Here is a 16,372-nt window from a genome sequence, read left to right as displayed (position 1 = left end):
AAGTAATGGAACTAATGGTTAAAGGTGCTGATGCACTAACTGTTTCCGAAACTACTTTCGGACGTGAGTTTAACGAAGCTCTTGTACACCAAGTAGTTGTTGCATTTGCAGCAGGTGCTCGTCAAGGTACTCGTGCTCAAAAAACACGTTCAGAAGTTTCTGGCGGTGGCGCTAAGCCATGGCGTCAAAAAGGTACTGGCCGTGCGCGTGCTGGTACAATCCGTAGCCCAATCTGGCGTACAGGTGGTGTTACTTTTGCTGCGAAACCACAAGATCACAGCCAAAAAGTTAACAAGAAAATGTACCGCGGTGCTATGAAGAGCATTCTTTCTGAGCTAGTTCGTCAAGAGCGTCTAATCGTTGTTGATAACTTCTCAGTTGAAGCGCCAAAGACTAAAGAGCTAGTTGCTAAGCTTAAAGAGCTTGAGCTAACTGACGCTCTAATCGTGACTAGCGAAGTAGATGAGAATCTATTCCTAGCTGCTCGTAACCTATACAAAGTTGACGCACGTGACGTTGCTGGTATCGACCCAGTTTCACTAATCGCGTTCGACAAAGTTGTAATGACTGCTGAAGCAGTTAAGCAAGTTGAGGAGATGCTAGCATGATCACTGAAGAGCGTATCCTAAAAGTTCTACGTGCTCCGCACATCTCTGAAAAAGCAACTATGGCAGCTGAGAAAGCGAACACTATCGTTTTCAAAGTAGCTAAAGATGCAACTAAGAAAGAGATCAAAGCAGCTGTAGAAAAGCTTTTTGAAGTTGAAGTTAAGTCTGTAAATACTCTTATCACTAAGGGTAAGACCAAACGTCAAGGTCTACGCCAAGGTCGCCGCAGCGACGTTAAGAAAGCGTACGTTACTTTGAAAGAAGGTCAAGATCTTGACTTTGTTGGCGGCGCGGAATAACAGGAGTAGTTAAAAATGGCTATTGTTAAATGTAAGCCGACTTCCCCTGGTCGTCGTCACGTTGTTAAAGTTGTTAACGCTGACCTACACAAGGGCAAGCCATACGCACCTCTTCTAGAGAAAAACTCTAAGAACGGTGGTCGTAACAACAACGGTCGTATCACAGTACGTCACATCGGCGGTGGTCACAAGCACCACTACCGTGTAGTTGACTTCAAACGTACTAAAGACGGTATCCCAGCGACAGTTGAGCGTCTAGAATACGATCCAAACCGTAGCGCAAACATTGCTCTAGTTCTTTACAAAGACGGTGAGCGTCGCTACATCCTAGCACCTAAAGGTGTTAACGCGGGTGATGTTATCCAATCTGGTGTTGATGCACCGATTAAAGCTGGTAACACTCTTCCAATGCGTAACATCCCAGTAGGTTCAACTGTACACAACGTTGAACTAAAACCTGGTAAAGGTGGTCAGCTAGCTCGTTCGGCTGGTGCTTACGCTCAAATCGTTGCTCGCGACGGTGCGTACGTAACTATCCGTCTACGTTCTGGCGAAATGCGCAAAGTTCTTTCTGAAGGCCGTGCAACAATCGGTGAAGTTGGTAACTCTGAGCACATGCTACGTGAACTTGGTAAAGCTGGTGCTTCACGCTGGCGCGGCGTACGTCCAACCGTACGTGGTGTAGTAATGAACCCGGTTGATCACCCACACGGTGGTGGTGAAGGTCGTACATCTGGCGGTCGTCACCCAGTATCTCCTTGGGGTATGCCAACTAAAGGCTTCAAGACTCGTAAGAACAAACGCACTGACAAGTACATCGTACGTCGTCGTAACAAGTAATCTATATAAAGAGGAATCGCCATGCCACGTTCTCTCAAGAAAGGTCCATTTATTGACCTACACTTGCTGAAGAAGGTAGAGAAAGCGGTGGAAAGCGGAGACAAAAAGCCACTTAAGACTTGGTCCCGTCGTTCAATGATCATCCCATCGATGATCGGTTTGACCATCGCTGTCCATAATGGTCGTCAGCACGTACCTGTTTTCGTAACCGAAGAAATGATCGGTCACAAACTAGGTGAATTCGCACCAACACGTACTTACCGCGGTCACGCTGCGGATAAGAAAGCTAAGAAGCGTTAAGGAGTAAATAATGGAAGCTATTGCTAAACATAACTTTGCTCGCATTTCGCCTCAGAAAGCTCGCTTAGTTGCGGATCTAATTCGTGGTAAATCTGTTGACCAAGCTCTAGAAATCCTAACTTTCAGCAACAAAAAAGCTGCTGTTCTAGTTAAGAAAGTTCTAGAGTCTGCTATCGCTAACGCGGAGCACAACGAAGGTGCAGATATTGACGATCTGAATGTCGCAAAAATCTTTGTAGATGAAGGCCCAACCATGAAGCGTATTATGCCTCGTGCTAAAGGTCGTGCGGATCGTATCTTGAAGCGTTCAAGCCACATCACTGTTGTTGTAGCAGATCGCTAGAGACTAGGAGAGTAAGCAATGGGTCAAAAAGTACATCCTAATGGTATTCGTCTTGGCATCGTTAAGCCTTGGAATGCTACATGGTTTGCTAACACCAAAGATTTCGCTGACAACCTAGACGGCGACTTCAAGGTACGTCAGTTCCTAACTAAGGAACTACAAAAAGCGTCTCTTTCACGCATCGTTATCGAGCGTCCTGCTAAGAGCATCCGTGTGACTATTCACACTGCTCGTCCAGGCGTTGTAATCGGTAAGAAAGGTGAAGACGTTGAGAAACTACGCGCAGCTGTAGCAAAAATTGCAGGTGTACCAGCGCAAATTAACATCGCTGAAGTACGTAAGCCTGAACTTGATGCACAACTTGTTGGTGACAGCATCGCGTCTCAACTAGAGCGTCGTGTTATGTTCCGTCGTGCTATGAAGCGCGCGGTACAAAACGCAATGCGTCTAGGTGCTAAAGGCATCAAAGTAGAAGTAAGTGGTCGTCTAGGCGGCGCTGAAATTGCACGTTCTGAGTGGTACCGTGAAGGTCGTGTACCTCTACACACTCTACGTGCTGACATTGATTACGCAACTTCTTCGGCTCACACTCAATACGGTGTGATCGGCATTAAAACTTGGATCTTCAAAGGTGAGATCCTAGGTGGTATGCCAGCAGCTAACGCTGTAGAGCCTAAAGGCGACAAGCCTAAGAAGCAGCGTAAAGGCCGTAAGTAAGGAGTCGACAGATGCTACAACCTAAACGTACTAAGTTCCGTAAGGTTCAGACAGGTCGTAACCGTGGTCTAGCTAAAGGTACTGATGTAAGCTTCGGCGAATTCGGTCTTAAAGCTGTTGGCCGTGGTCGTCTAACTGCTCGTCAAATCGAAGCGGCACGTCGTGCAATGACACGTCACGTTAAGCGTCAAGGTAAAATCTGGATCCGTGTGTTCCCAGACAAACCAATCACAGAAAAACCACTTGAAGTTCGTCAAGGTAAGGGTAAAGGTAACGTTGAGTACTGGGTAGCCCAAATCCAACCTGGTAAGGTTATGTACGAAATGGGTGGTGTACCTGAAGAATTGGCTCGTGAAGCGTTCCGCCTAGCGGCTCGTAAACTGCCATTCAAAACTACATTTGTAACTAAGCAGGTGATGTGATGAAAGCACAAGATCTACGCGAGAAAAGCGTTGAAGAGCTTAACGCTGAGCTATTGAATTTGCTACGTGAACAGTTCAACTTGCGCATGCAAGCTGCAACTGGTCAGCTACAGCAAACTCATACTCTGAAAGCTGTACGCCGTGATATCGCACGTGTGAAAACTGTTTTGACTGAGAAGGCAGGCGCATAATGAGCGAAGTAAAACGTACTCAACAAGGTCGTGTTGTTAGCGACAAGATGGACAAGTCTATCGTAGTTGCTATCGAGCGCATGGTTAAACACCCAATTTACGGTAAATTCGTAAAGCGCACGACTAAAGTACACGCACATGACGAGAACAACGAGTGTGGCCTAGGCGACACAGTTGAAATCGCAGAGTGTCGTCCTCTGTCTAAGACTAAGTCTTGGACATTGGTAAAAGTCCTAGAAAAAGCGAAGATCTAATCTTCTTTATTCTATGATTAAAAACGGCTCCAAAAATAATTTTTGGAGCCGTTTATTTTTTGACTACCCAATTGAAAAAAAGGGTGGTACAATTCGCGTCCCTTTTAAAGAGGCAGCCCGACCCGAGAGGGTCTAGTTTTTTTATTATTTAGCGGAGCACTAACATGATCCAAATGCAAAGTATGCTGGACGCAGCTGATAACTCAGGCGCACGCAGCGTAATGTGTATTAAGGTTCTGGGTGGCTCTCACCGCCGTTATGCACATATCGGTGACGTTATCAAAGTTACTGTTAAGGAAGCAATTCCTCGCGGTAAAGTTAAGAAAGGTGACGTTCTGAAGGCGGTGGTAGTGCGCACCCGTAAAGGCGTACGTCGTCCTGACGGTTCTGTCATTCGCTTCGACCGAAATGCTTGTGTATTGTTGAACGACAACACTGAGCAACCAATCGGTACACGTATCTTTGGTCCTGTGACACGCGAACTTCGTGGCGATAAGTTCATGAAGATCGTTTCACTGGCTCCAGAAGTTCTGTAAGGAGCACGTAGAAATGGCAGCTAAAATCCGTCGTAACGACGAAGTAATCGTTCTTGCTGGTAAAGACAAAGGCAAGAAAGGTAAAGTAACTAAGGTCCTAGCAACTGGTAAAGTTATCGTTGAAGGTATCAACCTTGTTAAGAAACACCAGAAACCTGTTCCTGCACTAGGTATCCAAGGCGGTATCGTAGAGCAAGAAGCAGCTATCGATGTTTCTAACGTGGCGATCTTTAACGCAGCTACTGGTAAAGCTGACCGTATCGGTTTCCGTTTTGAAGATGGTAAGAAAGTTCGTTTCTTTAAGTCTAACAACGAAATCGTTTCTAACTAATAGAAGTAATTTGGAGTTCTACTATGGCGAAACTGCATGATTACTACAAGTCGTCTGTAGTCGCTGAACTGACCAAACAGTTTAGCTACACAAGCGTCATGCAAGTCCCTAGAATCGAGAAAATCACCCTAAACATGGGTGTTGGTGAAGCAATCAACGATAAGAAACTGCTAGAAAACGCAGCTGCTGATATGGCAACGATCTCTGGTCAAAAGCCACTTATCACTAAAGCTCGTAAATCTGTTGCAGGTTTCAAAATCCGTGAAGGCTACCCTATCGGTTGTAAAGTAACCTTGCGTGGCGAACGTATGTGGGAATTTTTAGAGCGTTTAATCTCTATCGCACTTCCACGTGTACGTGACTTCCGTGGTGTTAGCGCTAAGTCTTTTGACGGTCGCGGTAACTACAGCATGGGCGTTCGCGAGCAAATCATCTTCCCGGAAATCGACTTTGATAAAGTTGATCGAGTACGCGGTCTAGACATCACTATTACGACGTCTGCTGGTACTGATGAGGAAGGCCGTGCTCTGCTGGCTGCCTTTAACTTCCCATTCCGTAAGTAAGGTGAAGGGTTACTGTTATGGCTAAAAATTCAATGAAAGCACGTGAAGCAAAACGTGCGAAGCTAGTAGCTAAGTTCGCTGAAAAGCGTGCTGCGCTAAAAGCTATCATCAGCGATGTAAACGCATCTGAAGAAGATCGTTGGAATGCGGTTCTTACACTGCAATCTCTTCCACGTGATTCAAGTGCATCACGTCAGCGCAACCGTTGTAACCAAACTGGTCGTCCACACGGTTACCTACGTAAGTTCGGTCTAAGCCGTATTAAGGTTCGTGAAGCTTGCATGAAAGGCGAGATTCCGGGTCTTCGTAAGGCTAGCTGGTAATTGCCACTTAATCATTTGGAGTAAATCATATGAGCATGCAAGATCCGATTTCGGATATGCTGACCCGCGTTCGTAACGGTCAGGCAGCAAACAAAGTTGCTGTTAAAATGCCTTCTTCAAAGCTTAAAGTTGCAATTGCTGCACTACTAAAAGCTGAAGGTTACATCGTTGACTTCGCTGTTGAAGGCGAAGCAAAACCTGAGCTAGAAGTTACACTTAAGTACTTCCAAGCTAAACCAGTAATCGAGCAACTTAAACGTGTTTCTCGTCCAGGTCTACGTGTTTACAAGAAGAAAGATCAACTTCCTTCTGTAATGGGTGGTCTTGGTATTGCTATCGTTTCTACTTCCAAGGGTCTGATGTCAGACCGCGCTGCACGTAAAGCAGGTCTTGGCGGTGAAATCATCTGTTACGTAGCTTAATAGGAGTAGACTATGTCTCGTGTTGCAAAAGCACCTGTCGCTATTCCAGCTGGCGTAGAGGTGAAACTAAACGGCCAAGAAATCACTGTAAAAGGTGCTAAAGGCGAACTGACTCGCGTTCTAAACAACGCTGTAGTTATCGCTCAGGAAGAAAACAACCTAACTTTCGGTCCGAAAGAAGGTGCTGCTAACGCATGGGCACAAGCTGGTACAGCTCGCGCTCTAGTTAACAACATGGTTGTTGGTGTTACTGAAGGCTTTACTAAGAAGCTAACTCTTAAAGGTGTTGGTTACCGTGCTGCTATCAAAGGCAACGCTGTAGGTCTAACACTAGGCTTCTCTCACCCAGTTGAGCACGAGTTGCCAGCGGGTATTAAAGCTGAATGTCCAAGCCAAACTGAAATCATCATCACTGGTTGTGATAAGCAACTAGTTGGTCAAGTTGCGGCTGACATTCGTTCTTACCGTCAACCTGAGCCTTACAAAGGCAAAGGTGTTCGTTACGCAGATGAAAATGTGCGTACTAAAGAAGCTAAGAAGAAGTAAGGTAACACTATGGATAAGAAAGCATCTCGCATCCGTCGTGCTACACGCGCACGTCGTAAGATTGCAGAACTGGGTGCGACTCGCCTAGTTGTACACCGTACTCCTCGTCACGTGTACGCACAGGTTATCGCGGCTAATGGCTCTGAGGTTATCGCAGCAGCTTCTACTGTAGAAAAAGCGATCCGTGAGCAAGTGAAATACACTGGTAACGTTGATGCAGCTAAAGCAGTAGGTAAAGCTGTTGCAGAGCGCGCTCTTGAAAAAGGCGTAACTGCAGTTGCATTTGATCGTTCTGGTTTCCAATACCACGGTCGAGTAGCGGCGCTAGCAGAATCTGCTCGCGAAGCTGGTCTGAAATTCTAAGGTAGGGTTGGAAGATGGCTAAAGAACAACAAGTTCAAGCGAATGATTTGCAAGAAAAGCTAATCGCAGTTAACCGCGTTTCTAAAACGGTTAAAGGCGGTCGAATCATGAGCTTCACTGCACTAACAGTAGTTGGTGACGGTAACGGTCGTGTAGGTTTCGGTTACGGCAAAGCTCGTGAAGTACCTGCAGCGATTCAAAAAGCAATGGAAAAAGCGCGTCGTAACATGACTACTATCGCGCTAAACGAAGGCACTCTTCACCACCCAGTGAAAGGTCGCCATTCGGGCTCTAAAGTTTACATGCAGCCTGCTGCAGAAGGTACTGGTGTTATCGCAGGTGGTGCGATGCGTGCAGTACTAGAAGTTGCTGGCGTACACAACGTACTATCTAAAGCATACGGTTCTACGAACCCTATCAACATCGTTCGTGCAACGATCGATGCACTAGGTAGCATGAAGTCGCCAGAAATGGTTGCTGCTAAACGTGGTCTAACTGTTGAAGCTATTTCGGAGTAAGAACACCATGGCAACTATTAAAGTAACCCAAACTAAAAGCTCAATTGGCCGCCTACCAAAGCACAAAGCTACTTTGCGTGGTCTAGGTCTTCGTAAAATCAACCACACAGTAGAACTTGAAGATACTCCGTGCGTACGCGGTATGATCAACAAGGTTTACTACATGGTTAAAGTTGAGGAGTAATCAGAATGCGTTTGAATACTCTTGCACCGGCTGCTGGCTCTAAGCATGCTCCTAAGCGTGTAGGTCGCGGTATCGGTTCTGGCCTAGGTAAAACTGGTGGCCGTGGTCACAAAGGTCAAAAATCACGTTCTGGCGGTAAAGTTCGTCCAGGTTTCGAAGGCGGTCAGATGCCTCTGAAACAACGTCTACCAAAATTCGGTTTCACTTCTCGTAAGAGCCTAGTGTCTGCTGAAGTTCGTCTAGGTGAACTAGCGAAAGTTTCTGGTGACGTGGTAGATCTAAACAGCCTTAAAGCTGCTAACATCATCACTAAGAACATCGAATTCGTTAAAGTTGTTCTTTCTGGTGAAATCAACAAAGCAGTGACTGTTAAAGGTCTACGTGTGACTAAAGGCGCTAAAGCTGCAATCGAAGCTGCAGGCGGTAAAATCGAGGAATAATCTCGAGGAACGAGGTACAGATGGCTAAGAAACCAGGACAAGATTTTCGTAGTGCTCAGAGCGGCTTAAGTGAACTAAAGTCGCGCTTGTTATTCGTAATTGGTGCACTTTTAGTATTCCGAGCCGGCTCTTTTGTGCCGATTCCTGGTATTGACGCTGCTGTACTTGCCGATTTGTTCGAACAGCAAAAAGGTACCATCGTTGAAATGTTTAACATGTTCTCCGGTGGTGCTCTTGAGCGTGCATCTATACTAGCGTTGGGCATCATGCCGTATATTTCGGCATCTATTGTTGTCCAACTGCTAACTGTAGTTCATCCAGCGTTAGCGGAACTCAAAAAAGAGGGTGAAGCAGGCCGTCGTAAGATCAGCCAATACACACGCTACGGCACGCTTGTACTTGCAACATTCCAAGCTATTGGTATTGCAACTGGCTTACCAAACATGGTCGACAATCTGGTTGTTATGAACCAAACCATGTTTACGCTAATTGCTACCGTAAGTTTAGTAACCGGTACCATGTTCCTAATGTGGTTAGGTGAACAAATTACAGAGCGAGGAATCGGTAATGGTATTTCCATTCTGATTTTTGCAGGTATTGTTGCTGGATTGCCTTCTGCAATCGGTCAAACAATCGAGCAAGCGCGTCAAGGTGAATTGCATGTACTTCTTCTGCTGCTAATCGCGGTATTAGCTTTTGCAGTAATTTACTTCGTTGTTTTCATGGAACGTGGTCAACGCCGAATCGTCGTTAACTACGCTAAGCGTCAACAAGGTCGTAAAGTATTTGCTGCGCAAAGCTCGCATCTGCCACTTAAAATTAATATGGCAGGTGTTATTCCAGCGATTTTTGCATCAAGTATTATCCTGTTCCCAGGAACACTGGCTCAGTGGTTTGGTCAGAACGGTGAGAGCAGCGCGTTCGGTTGGTTAACTGACGTGTCTTTGGCTCTTAGCCCAGGTCAACCGCTGTATGTAATGCTTTATGCAGCAGCGATTATTTTCTTCTGTTTCTTCTACACGGCGTTGGTTTTCAACCCGCGTGAAACAGCAGATAACTTGAAGAAGTCCGGTGCATTCGTACCCGGTATCCGCCCAGGTGAGCAGACAGCTAAGTACATTGATAAAGTGATGACACGTTTAACCCTAGCGGGTGCACTGTACATTACCTTTATCTGTCTGATTCCCGAGTTCATGATGGTCGCGTGGAACGTACGTTTCTACTTCGGCGGTACATCTCTACTAATCGTAGTAGTTGTTATCATGGACTTTATGGCACAGGTACAGACTCATCTGATGTCTCAACAGTATGATTCTGTGTTGAAGAAAGCGAATCTGAAAGGCTACGGTCGTTAATTCGACGGTAGACTCAGTTTCAATTACGGAGTTTAGCAATGAAAGTTCGTGCTTCCGTTAAAAAAATCTGCCGTAACTGTAAAGTAATCAAGCGCAACGGTGTTGTTCGCGTGATTTGCAGTGAGCCAAAGCACAAACAGCGCCAAGGCTAATTAGCAGAAATTTTTACTTGAAAACGAAGGTTAGGTCGAGTATATTCCTCGGCCTACCTTTTGCGTGCAAAAGAAGTAGTATCCCGCAGCGTATCCATAACGGGCTTTGCTGCGGCTAATTCTTTTATAGAAACACTTAGGAGTGAATAATGGCCCGTATAGCAGGCATTAACATTCCTGATCAAAAACACGCTGTAATCGCTCTAACGGCGATCTACGGCATCGGTAAAACTCGCTCTCAAGCTATCCTAGCTGAAGTGGGTATTGCTGAAGATGTTAAGATCAGTGAACTAACTGAAGAGCAGATCGATCAACTGCGTGATGGTGTAGCTAAGTACACTGTAGAAGGTGATCTACGTCGTGAAGTATCTATGAACATCAAGCGTCTTATGGACCTTGGCTGTTACCGTGGTCTTCGTCATCGTCGCAGTCTACCACTACGTGGACAGCGTACTAAAACCAATGCTCGCACCCGTAAGGGTCCGCGTAAGCCGATCAAGAAATAATCGGGAAGGTAGAGTACAATGGCTAAACAACCAACTCGCGCTCGTAAGCGCGTACGCAAGCAAGTTGCAGATGGCGTTGCGCACATCCATGCTTCTTTCAATAACACAATCGTAACCATTACTGACCGTCAAGGTAATGCTCTAGCTTGGGCTACTGCAGGTGGTTCTGGTTTCCGTGGTTCTCGTAAGTCTACTCCGTTCGCTGCACAGGTTGCTGCTGAGCGTTGTGCTGAAATGGCTAAAGAATACGGTCTAAAGAACTTGGAAGTTATGGTTAAGGGTCCAGGTCCAGGTCGTGAATCTACTGTTCGCGCTCTGAACGCTGCTGGTTTCCGCATCACAAACATCGTTGATGCTACACCAATCCCTCATAACGGTTGTCGTCCACCTAAGAAACGTCGCGTATAACGTTTTTTAGATTACTGGAGAAAGATCATGGCAAGATATTTGGGTCCTAAGCTGAAGCTTAGCCGTCGTGAAGGCACTGACTTATTCCTTAAGTCTGGTGTTCGCGCGATCGATACCAAGTGTAAAATTGATAACGCACCAGGTGTACACGGCGCTCGTCGCGGTCGTCTATCTGAGTATGGCGTTCAGCTTCGTGAGAAGCAAAAAGTTCGTCGTATGTACGGCGTTCTAGAAAAACAATTCCGTAACTACTACAAAGAAGCTGCACGTCTTAAAGGCAACACAGGTGAGAACCTGCTTCAGCTTCTTGAAGGTCGTCTTGATAACGTAGTTTACCGCATGGGCTTTGGCGCAACTCGCGCAGAAGCACGTCAGCTAGTTAGCCACAAAGCTATCCTAGTTAACGGTAAAGTTGTAAACGTTCCTTCTTTCAAAGTAGCGGCTAATGACGTTGTTTCTATCCGCGAGAAAGCTAAACAGCAAGCTCGTATCAAAGCAGCTCTAGAAGTTGCTGAACAACGTGAAAAACCAACTTGGATTGAAGTAGATGGTGGCAAGATGGAAGGTACATTCAAGCGTATGCCTGAGCGTTCTGATCTATCAGCTGACATCAACGAACAATTGATCGTCGAGCTTTACTCTAAGTAAGGTTTAAACTAAAGAGAGGACACAATGCAGGGTTCTGTAACAGAATTTCTTAAGCCACGTCTAGTTGACATCGAACAAATCAGCTCGACTCACGCAAAAGTAACTCTTGAGCCATTAGAGCGTGGCTTTGGTCATACTCTGGGTAATGCACTTCGCCGTATTCTTCTATCTTCTATGCCAGGTTGTGCTGTAACAGAAGTAGAAATCGAAGGCGTACTTCATGAGTACAGCACTAAAGAAGGCGTTCAAGAAGATATTCTTGAAATTCTTCTAAACCTTAAAGGTTTGGCTGTACGCGTTGCCGAAGGCAAAGATGAAGTGTTCATTACTTTGAACAAATCAGGCTCGGGCCCTGTGGTTGCAGGTGACATCACCCATGACGGTGATGTAGAGATCGCTAACCCTGAACACGTTATTTGTCACCTAACGGATGACAACGCTGAGATCGCAATGCGTATCAAAGTAGAACGTGGTCGTGGTTATGTTCCAGCTTCTGCGCGTATCCATAACGAAGAAGATGAGCGTCCAATCGGTCGCCTACTAGTAGATGCTACTTACAGCCCTGTAGACAAAATTGCCTACGCTGTAGAAGCAGCTCGTGTAGAGCAGCGTACTGATCTAGACAAGCTTGTTATCGATATGGAAACGAACGGTACTCTAGAACCTGAGGAAGCAATCCGTCGTGCAGCTACTATCCTAGCTGAACAATTGGATGCGTTCGTAGATCTTCGTGATGTACGTGTACCTGAGGAGAAGGAAGAGAAGCCAGAATTCGATCCGATCCTACTGCGTCCTGTAGACGATCTTGAACTAACAGTTCGCTCTGCTAACTGTCTGAAAGCAGAAGCGATTCACTACATCGGTGATCTAGTACAACGTACTGAGGTTGAGCTACTTAAAACGCCTAACCTTGGTAAAAAATCTCTTACTGAGATTAAAGACGTACTTGCGTCACGTGGTCTGTCTCTGGGCATGCGCCTAGAAAACTGGCCACCTGCATCAATCGCTGAAGATTAATCGATACTAGTTAGAAGGATTAGGTCATGCGCCATCGTAAGAGTGGTCGTCAACTCAACCGCAACAGCTCACATCGTAAAGCGATGTTCAGCAACATGGCTAGCTCTCTAGTACGTCATGAAGTTATCAAGACTACTTTGCCAAAAGCAAAAGAGCTACGTCGCGTAGTTGAGCCTTTGATTACACTAGCTAAGACTGACAGTGTTGCTAACCGTCGTCTAGCATTTGCACGTACTCGTGACAACGAAGTAGTTGCAAAACTGTTTAACGAACTAGGTCCACGTTTTGCTGCTCGTCAGGGCGGTTACACTCGTATCCTAAAAGCTGGCTTCCGTGCTGGTGATAAAGCTCCAATGGCTTACATTGAGCTTGTAGATCGCCCAGCTGCTGAAGAAGCTGCTGAGTAATCTCAGTTCGTAAGAACAAAAAAAGCCGAGCATTAGCTCGGCTTTTTTGTATCTGTCGTATTTGAAAGCGAAACAAATTGAGTTTTCCGTCTCCCCTCTCAACGCTAATCTTCGATAATCGAATCTTTCATCTTAATTTATGTTTAGGTGAAACTTCTTAGTTGTTTGAACCCCACAATCCGCTTAGCGAATTCAACAAACCTTCACTTGCGCCTTGGTCTCCTAAGTAGCCAAGTATCACTGGCGCAAACTGACTGATCATCGATGGGTCTAAGCCCAGCTTATCGAACGTGCTTTGTACTGCACTTAAACTTTCAATATTACCCAATAAGCTTTGCGCACCATCCAAACTGGACATTCCTGGGATCAGAGATTTTAGTTCACTGCTGTTTTGATCTGACAGTTGGCTTTGCGCCAACGCTAAAAGGGCACCCGTACCGCCGGCTGCTTGTTCGGTCGAAACCGGAAGCTGGCTAGTGAGTAAGTCGGTGAGCGGTGATGATTCCGCATTCATGCCTTGGCTGACCATGTCCATTAAACCTTCTTGGCTTTCTTTATCGGTGACAGCATCAAGAAAAGCGTGGGCTGTACCAATGCTCATTGAAAGCAGCGTTAAGGTGAGGAGTGTTTTACGCATAATACCTCCGTGTGGCTTGCGATTATTATTGTTTATTCACTACTTAAGATAACAGAGACATTAAGGTTGTTGAGCCTAAGTCTGTTTATTTTAGACAAAAAAAGCGGCGCTAGTGAGCGCCGCTTCGAATTTGTATTGAGGAGAATCTCAATTACAGGATGTCTAGTAGTTCTACTTCGAATACTAGAGCAGCAAATGGAGGGATAGCAGCACCTGCGCCACGCTCACCGTATGCTAGATCTTGTGGGATGTATAGTTTCCACTTAGAACCAACAGGCATTAGTTGAAGTGCTTCAACCCAACCTTTGATTACGCCAGTTACTGGGAACTCAGCTGGTTGACCGCGAGATACAGAGCTGTCGAATACAGTGCCGTCAGTTAGCTCACCGTGGTAGTGAACACGTACTTGAGATGCTGCTGTTGGGATTTCACCAGTACCTTCAGTGATGATTTCGTACTGAAGACCAGACTCAAGAACGTTTACTTCTGGACGTAGAGCGTTGTCTTTTAGGAACGCTTCGCCGTCAGCTGCTGCTGCTTTAGCTGCTTCTTGACGAACTGCTTCTGCACGAGTGTGTAGCTCTTGCAGTGCGTTGTTGATCTCGTCGATTTCGATAGATGGCATGTCACCAGTTAGTGCAGTTGCAATACCAGCAGCGATAGCGTCAACGCTAAGACCTTCTAGACCAGAACCAGCTAGTTGCTGACCCATTTGCAGACCAATACCGTAGCTAGCTTTCTGTTCTGCAGTTTCAAATTTAATTTCAGACATGAATGTCGCTCTTATTAGGAGTGATAAAGGCACAGGATATCAGGTTCGAGCCTCGGTTTAAATGATTGCGCTCGAATGTCGCATTCTGGAGCAGAGGGTGTGACTTATCTCTTACTCCAAGTGAAATTTCTGCTAATTTACGCCAAATTACATTTTACTTTGGCGAAAAACATATACTCTCCGCGCTGGTATTTTTATACTGAGATTAGAAGTATTAAGGGACTCATCAGAATGAATCGTCGCAGAAAGAAAAAGCAGCAAGTCGACCATGTCGAATTGATGAAACAAAAGCTCGCTGCTATCGATTGGAAGCAACCGTTTAACAAAGAGAAGTGGCAGGAGAGATTACAGCCAGTCACTCAGTTTTGGCAACGCCTTCCAAAACTACATCAGCGTGCACTAATGGTATTGGTGCCTGTGGTGTTGGTGCTTCTGATCATCCCAGTGCCAAAAAATACTGAAGCACCTATTGATGACACTCAAGTCGAGAATCAACGTGTTGCGATTCAGTTGAATGCGCAAAGTTTAAGTGAGCAGCGCTCAGCGCAAAACTCAGAGCCAAAATCTGAGCAATGGAAAGAGTACACGGTAAAGAACGGTGATACGTTGGCTCAAGTATTTCGTAGTAACCAACTGCCGATGGCGGACTTGAATGCCTTAGTTAAAATTGAAGGCAGCGACAAGCCACTAAGTCGAATCAAGCAGGGGCAATTGGTGCGCTTTAAGCTCGCTGACGATGGCAAATTAGATATGCTTCAGCTTGAGAAAAGTGGCGAGTCGGTGATGTTCTTCCGTTTATCTGATGGCACATTCGGGCGTAATAAATAACGTTCATTAACAAGTATTCTAAAGGCGCGATGATTCGCGCCTTTTTTATGTCGTTCCGTTTGCTTGTGGTGGTATCCCAATCTTATGCCTCTCGATTGGTGAGTCGTCTTCTTTTATTCCATGGTAAGAGCGGCAACACAATCATTAGGATCCCTACCGCAGTCAGCCAATCTGGAATCTCGTCAAACCACCATATCCCAAAGAGCGTAACAAATACTAAGCCAGAGTATTCGGCGAGTGCTATCTCTCCGGCTGGCGCTTTCTGATACGCTAGTACAGCCAAACCGTTATAACTCAAGATACAAACCGCACTCACGATGACTAAGACCAACTCCTGTCCCGTCATAGGTTGCCAGTAAAACCCAGCTAGTACTGCAGAGATAGGTAACGAGAATAGAGTGGTCCACCAAAGTGTGGTGACGACAGACTGTTCACTGGGTAGCTTTCTTACCAATATATTAAACATTGCCAGTGTGGTCGCCGTGCCGAGTGCAAACAATGCAGCCCAATGAAAATGATCCGGTCTGAGTACCACTAGGACACCAAGGAACCCGAAGCAAGTGAGCAAGATTTTACTTAGTGGAGGATGCTCTTTGAGGAACAATATCGACAGCGGCAACATTAAAATCGGCGCTGCGTAAAAGACGGCGTTAGCAGTCGCAAGAGGCAAGTGAGTGACTGCAACCATCATACAGCCGCTACCAATTAATATCAGGTGTGCCCGCAACAAGGTAATAGGTGCTTGCTTTAGGGTACGTTTATTCGGTTGTTGTCTGAGATAGAAAGGTAGGATGAGCAGCAGTGAAGCCAACTGGCGCACAAACATATATTGGAACGGGCTAATGCCGCCTTCAATCAGTTTGACGGCGACATCGGAGAGTGACGCCGCCAAGTTGCCGATAACCAGTAATAGTAACGCCAGGTGGTGGGGTGACATTTAGCTCACTCGGCGCATATCGACATGCGGGATACCATCTTCAAGGTAGCTTTCGGAAATGACTTCAAAGCCATGACTCGCATAGAAAGCCATCAGGTGTTCTTGCGCACCGATATCTATCGTTTGACCAGCCCAAAGCTGTTGGCAATGTTGTAAGGCTTGCTCAAGCAGTTCATGTCCAAGACCACCACCACGAGCGCTTTGTTTGGTTACCACACGGCCGATACTGACATTGTCGTAAGTGGTGCCAGCAGGCAATAGACGAGCGCAGGCAACCAGTTCATTGTCTTTGTAGCCCAATAGGTGAAAAACCCCTTCCAGTGTATCTTTGCCGTCCAGTTCTGGATAAGGACAGGTTTGCTCTACCACAAAGACATCAACGCGCAGGCGCAGCATCTCGTAGAGTTGTGTCGTTGTCAGTTGAGAGAAAGGTAGGGCAGTCCAGTTGATCATTTCCAATATCCATTAATGAGCGAATGCAGCTGACTTTACGTCGTTTTCTGCT

31 protein-coding genes are annotated in these 16,372 nt (G+C 46.0%); 27 read left to right on the top strand and 4 right to left on the bottom strand.

Annotated elements, in window-relative coordinates:
• Positions 1–5 precede the first annotated feature (5 nt).
• From rplD to rplQ, 26 genes are all read left to right on the top strand, one after another.
• Positions 6–608, top strand: coding sequence for a 50S ribosomal protein L4 (gene rplD / locus KIO97_RS07905; RefSeq protein ID WP_005435074.1), 603 nt, complete (start codon positions 6–8; stop codon positions 606–608).
• Entirely contained in the window at positions 605–907 is a 303-nt protein-coding gene (gene rplW, locus KIO97_RS07900; RefSeq protein WP_004398471.1) for a 50S ribosomal protein L23, read from the top strand. Before rplD ends, rplW begins: the two co-directional genes overlap by 4 nt.
• 15 nt (positions 908–922) lie before the next feature.
• The gene (gene rplB, locus KIO97_RS07895) at positions 923–1,747 is read left to right on the top strand and encodes a 50S ribosomal protein L2 (protein WP_005528534.1); all 825 of its coding nucleotides are present in this window, start codon (positions 923–925) and stop codon (positions 1,745–1,747) included.
• Between the two features lie 21 nt (positions 1,748–1,768).
• Positions 1,769–2,047 (top strand): 30S ribosomal protein S19, encoded by a 279-nt coding sequence (rpsS, locus tag KIO97_RS07890; RefSeq protein WP_005431614.1) that lies wholly within the window; start codon positions 1,769–1,771, stop codon positions 2,045–2,047.
• A gap of 10 nt (positions 2,048–2,057) precedes the next feature.
• Positions 2,058–2,390 (top strand): 50S ribosomal protein L22, encoded by a 333-nt coding sequence (gene rplV / locus KIO97_RS07885; protein ID WP_005528535.1) that lies wholly within the window; start codon positions 2,058–2,060, stop codon positions 2,388–2,390.
• Positions 2,391–2,408: 18 nt separating this feature from the next.
• On the top strand, positions 2,409–3,107 hold the full coding sequence (gene rpsC, locus KIO97_RS07880; protein ID WP_005435080.1) for a 30S ribosomal protein S3: 699 nt from the start codon (positions 2,409–2,411) through the stop codon (positions 3,105–3,107).
• An 11-nt stretch (positions 3,108–3,118) separates the two neighbouring features.
• Positions 3,119–3,529 (top strand): 50S ribosomal protein L16, encoded by a 411-nt coding sequence (rplP, locus tag KIO97_RS07875; RefSeq protein ID WP_005379577.1) that lies wholly within the window; start codon positions 3,119–3,121, stop codon positions 3,527–3,529.
• Entirely contained in the window at positions 3,529–3,720 is a 192-nt protein-coding gene (gene rpmC / locus KIO97_RS07870; RefSeq protein ID WP_004410456.1) for a 50S ribosomal protein L29, read from the top strand. Before rplP ends, rpmC begins: the two co-directional genes overlap by 1 nt.
• Positions 3,720–3,974, top strand: coding sequence for a 30S ribosomal protein S17 (rpsQ, locus tag KIO97_RS07865; protein WP_005435082.1), 255 nt, complete (start codon positions 3,720–3,722; stop codon positions 3,972–3,974). The genes rpmC and rpsQ overlap by 1 nt, the downstream gene beginning before the upstream one ends.
• Positions 3,975–4,138: 164 nt before the next feature.
• The gene (gene rplN, locus KIO97_RS07860; protein ID WP_004410450.1) at positions 4,139–4,510 is read left to right on the top strand and encodes a 50S ribosomal protein L14; all 372 of its coding nucleotides are present in this window, start codon (positions 4,139–4,141) and stop codon (positions 4,508–4,510) included.
• A gap of 13 nt (positions 4,511–4,523) precedes the next feature.
• Entirely contained in the window at positions 4,524–4,841 is a 318-nt protein-coding gene (rplX, locus tag KIO97_RS07855) for a 50S ribosomal protein L24 (protein ID WP_005435084.1), read from the top strand.
• A 23-nt stretch (positions 4,842–4,864) separates the two neighbouring features.
• Complete coding sequence (rplE, locus tag KIO97_RS07850) at positions 4,865–5,404, top strand: 50S ribosomal protein L5 (RefSeq protein ID WP_005528536.1); 540 nt, start codon at positions 4,865–4,867, stop codon at positions 5,402–5,404.
• A 17-nt stretch (positions 5,405–5,421) separates the two neighbouring features.
• On the top strand, positions 5,422–5,727 hold the full coding sequence (rpsN, locus tag KIO97_RS07845) for a 30S ribosomal protein S14 (protein WP_004410442.1): 306 nt from the start codon (positions 5,422–5,424) through the stop codon (positions 5,725–5,727).
• A 29-nt stretch (positions 5,728–5,756) separates the two neighbouring features.
• Positions 5,757–6,149, top strand: coding sequence for a 30S ribosomal protein S8 (gene rpsH, locus KIO97_RS07840; RefSeq protein WP_005450567.1), 393 nt, complete (start codon positions 5,757–5,759; stop codon positions 6,147–6,149).
• Positions 6,150–6,161: 12 nt separating this feature from the next.
• Positions 6,162–6,695 (top strand): 50S ribosomal protein L6, encoded by a 534-nt coding sequence (gene rplF, locus KIO97_RS07835; RefSeq protein WP_005528537.1) that lies wholly within the window; start codon positions 6,162–6,164, stop codon positions 6,693–6,695.
• A 9-nt stretch (positions 6,696–6,704) separates the two neighbouring features.
• Positions 6,705–7,058 carry a 50S ribosomal protein L18 gene (rplR, locus tag KIO97_RS07830; RefSeq protein WP_005435088.1) on the top strand — a complete coding sequence of 118 codons (354 nt, stop codon included), beginning with the start codon at positions 6,705–6,707 and terminating at the stop codon, positions 7,056–7,058.
• Between the two features lie 14 nt (positions 7,059–7,072).
• Positions 7,073–7,576, top strand: a complete 504-nt coding sequence (rpsE, locus tag KIO97_RS07825) for a 30S ribosomal protein S5 (protein ID WP_005435090.1) — start codon at positions 7,073–7,075, stop codon at positions 7,574–7,576.
• 7 nt (positions 7,577–7,583) lie between these two features.
• The gene (rpmD, locus tag KIO97_RS07820; RefSeq protein WP_000201159.1) at positions 7,584–7,760 is read left to right on the top strand and encodes a 50S ribosomal protein L30; all 177 of its coding nucleotides are present in this window, start codon (positions 7,584–7,586) and stop codon (positions 7,758–7,760) included.
• 5 nt (positions 7,761–7,765) lie between these two features.
• Positions 7,766–8,200, top strand: a complete 435-nt coding sequence (gene rplO / locus KIO97_RS07815; protein WP_005528539.1) for a 50S ribosomal protein L15 — start codon at positions 7,766–7,768, stop codon at positions 8,198–8,200.
• A gap of 20 nt (positions 8,201–8,220) precedes the next feature.
• Complete coding sequence (secY, locus tag KIO97_RS07810) at positions 8,221–9,555, top strand: preprotein translocase subunit SecY (protein WP_005435093.1); 1,335 nt, start codon at positions 8,221–8,223, stop codon at positions 9,553–9,555.
• Positions 9,556–9,593: 38 nt separating this feature from the next.
• Positions 9,594–9,707 (top strand): 50S ribosomal protein L36, encoded by a 114-nt coding sequence (rpmJ, locus tag KIO97_RS07805; RefSeq protein ID WP_000868186.1) that lies wholly within the window; start codon positions 9,594–9,596, stop codon positions 9,705–9,707.
• Positions 9,708–9,856: 149 nt separating this feature from the next.
• The gene (gene rpsM / locus KIO97_RS07800; protein WP_005450559.1) at positions 9,857–10,213 is read left to right on the top strand and encodes a 30S ribosomal protein S13; all 357 of its coding nucleotides are present in this window, start codon (positions 9,857–9,859) and stop codon (positions 10,211–10,213) included.
• 18 nt (positions 10,214–10,231) lie between these two features.
• A complete protein-coding gene (gene rpsK / locus KIO97_RS07795) occupies positions 10,232–10,621 on the top strand; it encodes a 30S ribosomal protein S11 (RefSeq protein ID WP_001118870.1) in 390 nt (129 codons plus the stop codon).
• Positions 10,622–10,648: 27 nt separating this feature from the next.
• Positions 10,649–11,269 carry a 30S ribosomal protein S4 gene (rpsD, locus tag KIO97_RS07790; RefSeq protein ID WP_005383146.1) on the top strand — a complete coding sequence of 207 codons (621 nt, stop codon included), beginning with the start codon at positions 10,649–10,651 and terminating at the stop codon, positions 11,267–11,269.
• A 24-nt stretch (positions 11,270–11,293) separates the two neighbouring features.
• Positions 11,294–12,286, top strand: coding sequence for a DNA-directed RNA polymerase subunit alpha (locus tag KIO97_RS07785; RefSeq protein WP_005383143.1), 993 nt, complete (start codon positions 11,294–11,296; stop codon positions 12,284–12,286).
• Positions 12,287–12,312: 26 nt separating this feature from the next.
• Entirely contained in the window at positions 12,313–12,693 is a 381-nt protein-coding gene (gene rplQ / locus KIO97_RS07780; protein WP_005383141.1) for a 50S ribosomal protein L17, read from the top strand.
• A gap of 157 nt (positions 12,694–12,850) precedes the next feature.
• On the opposite strand, the gene KIO97_RS07775 is transcribed toward rplQ, so the two are convergent.
• On the bottom strand, positions 12,851–13,330 hold the full coding sequence (locus KIO97_RS07775; RefSeq protein WP_050914499.1) for a DUF2780 domain-containing protein: 480 nt from the start codon (positions 13,328–13,330) through the stop codon (positions 12,851–12,853).
• A 151-nt stretch (positions 13,331–13,481) separates the two neighbouring features.
• Positions 13,482–14,102: an FKBP-type peptidyl-prolyl cis-trans isomerase gene (locus tag KIO97_RS07770; RefSeq protein WP_005437303.1), complete on the bottom strand. Its 621-nt coding sequence runs from the start codon at positions 14,100–14,102 to the stop codon at positions 13,482–13,484.
• 231 nt (positions 14,103–14,333) lie between these two features.
• Here KIO97_RS07770 and KIO97_RS07765 point away from each other — a divergent pair, with 231 nt between their 5' ends.
• Complete coding sequence (locus KIO97_RS07765) at positions 14,334–14,930, top strand: LysM-like peptidoglycan-binding domain-containing protein (RefSeq protein WP_077261948.1); 597 nt, start codon at positions 14,334–14,336, stop codon at positions 14,928–14,930.
• Between the two features lie 82 nt (positions 14,931–15,012).
• On the opposite strand, the gene KIO97_RS07760 is transcribed toward KIO97_RS07765, so the two are convergent.
• Together KIO97_RS07760 and KIO97_RS07755 are read right to left on the bottom strand one after the other, a co-directional pair.
• Entirely contained in the window at positions 15,013–15,867 is an 855-nt protein-coding gene (locus tag KIO97_RS07760; protein ID WP_285381780.1) for a DMT family transporter, read from the bottom strand.
• Positions 15,868–16,320, bottom strand: coding sequence for a GNAT family N-acetyltransferase (locus KIO97_RS07755; RefSeq protein ID WP_255985619.1), 453 nt, complete (start codon positions 16,318–16,320; stop codon positions 15,868–15,870).
• Between the last annotated feature and the right edge of the window lie 52 nt (positions 16,321–16,372).

The sequence above is a fragment of the Vibrio sp. B181a genome, assembly GCF_030248375.1.
GTDB classification, from domain to species: domain Bacteria; phylum Pseudomonadota; class Gammaproteobacteria; order Enterobacterales; family Vibrionaceae; genus Vibrio; species Vibrio campbellii.
Note: the sequence above shows the minus strand (reverse complement) of the source record. Positions and strands in the feature narration are given on the sequence as shown.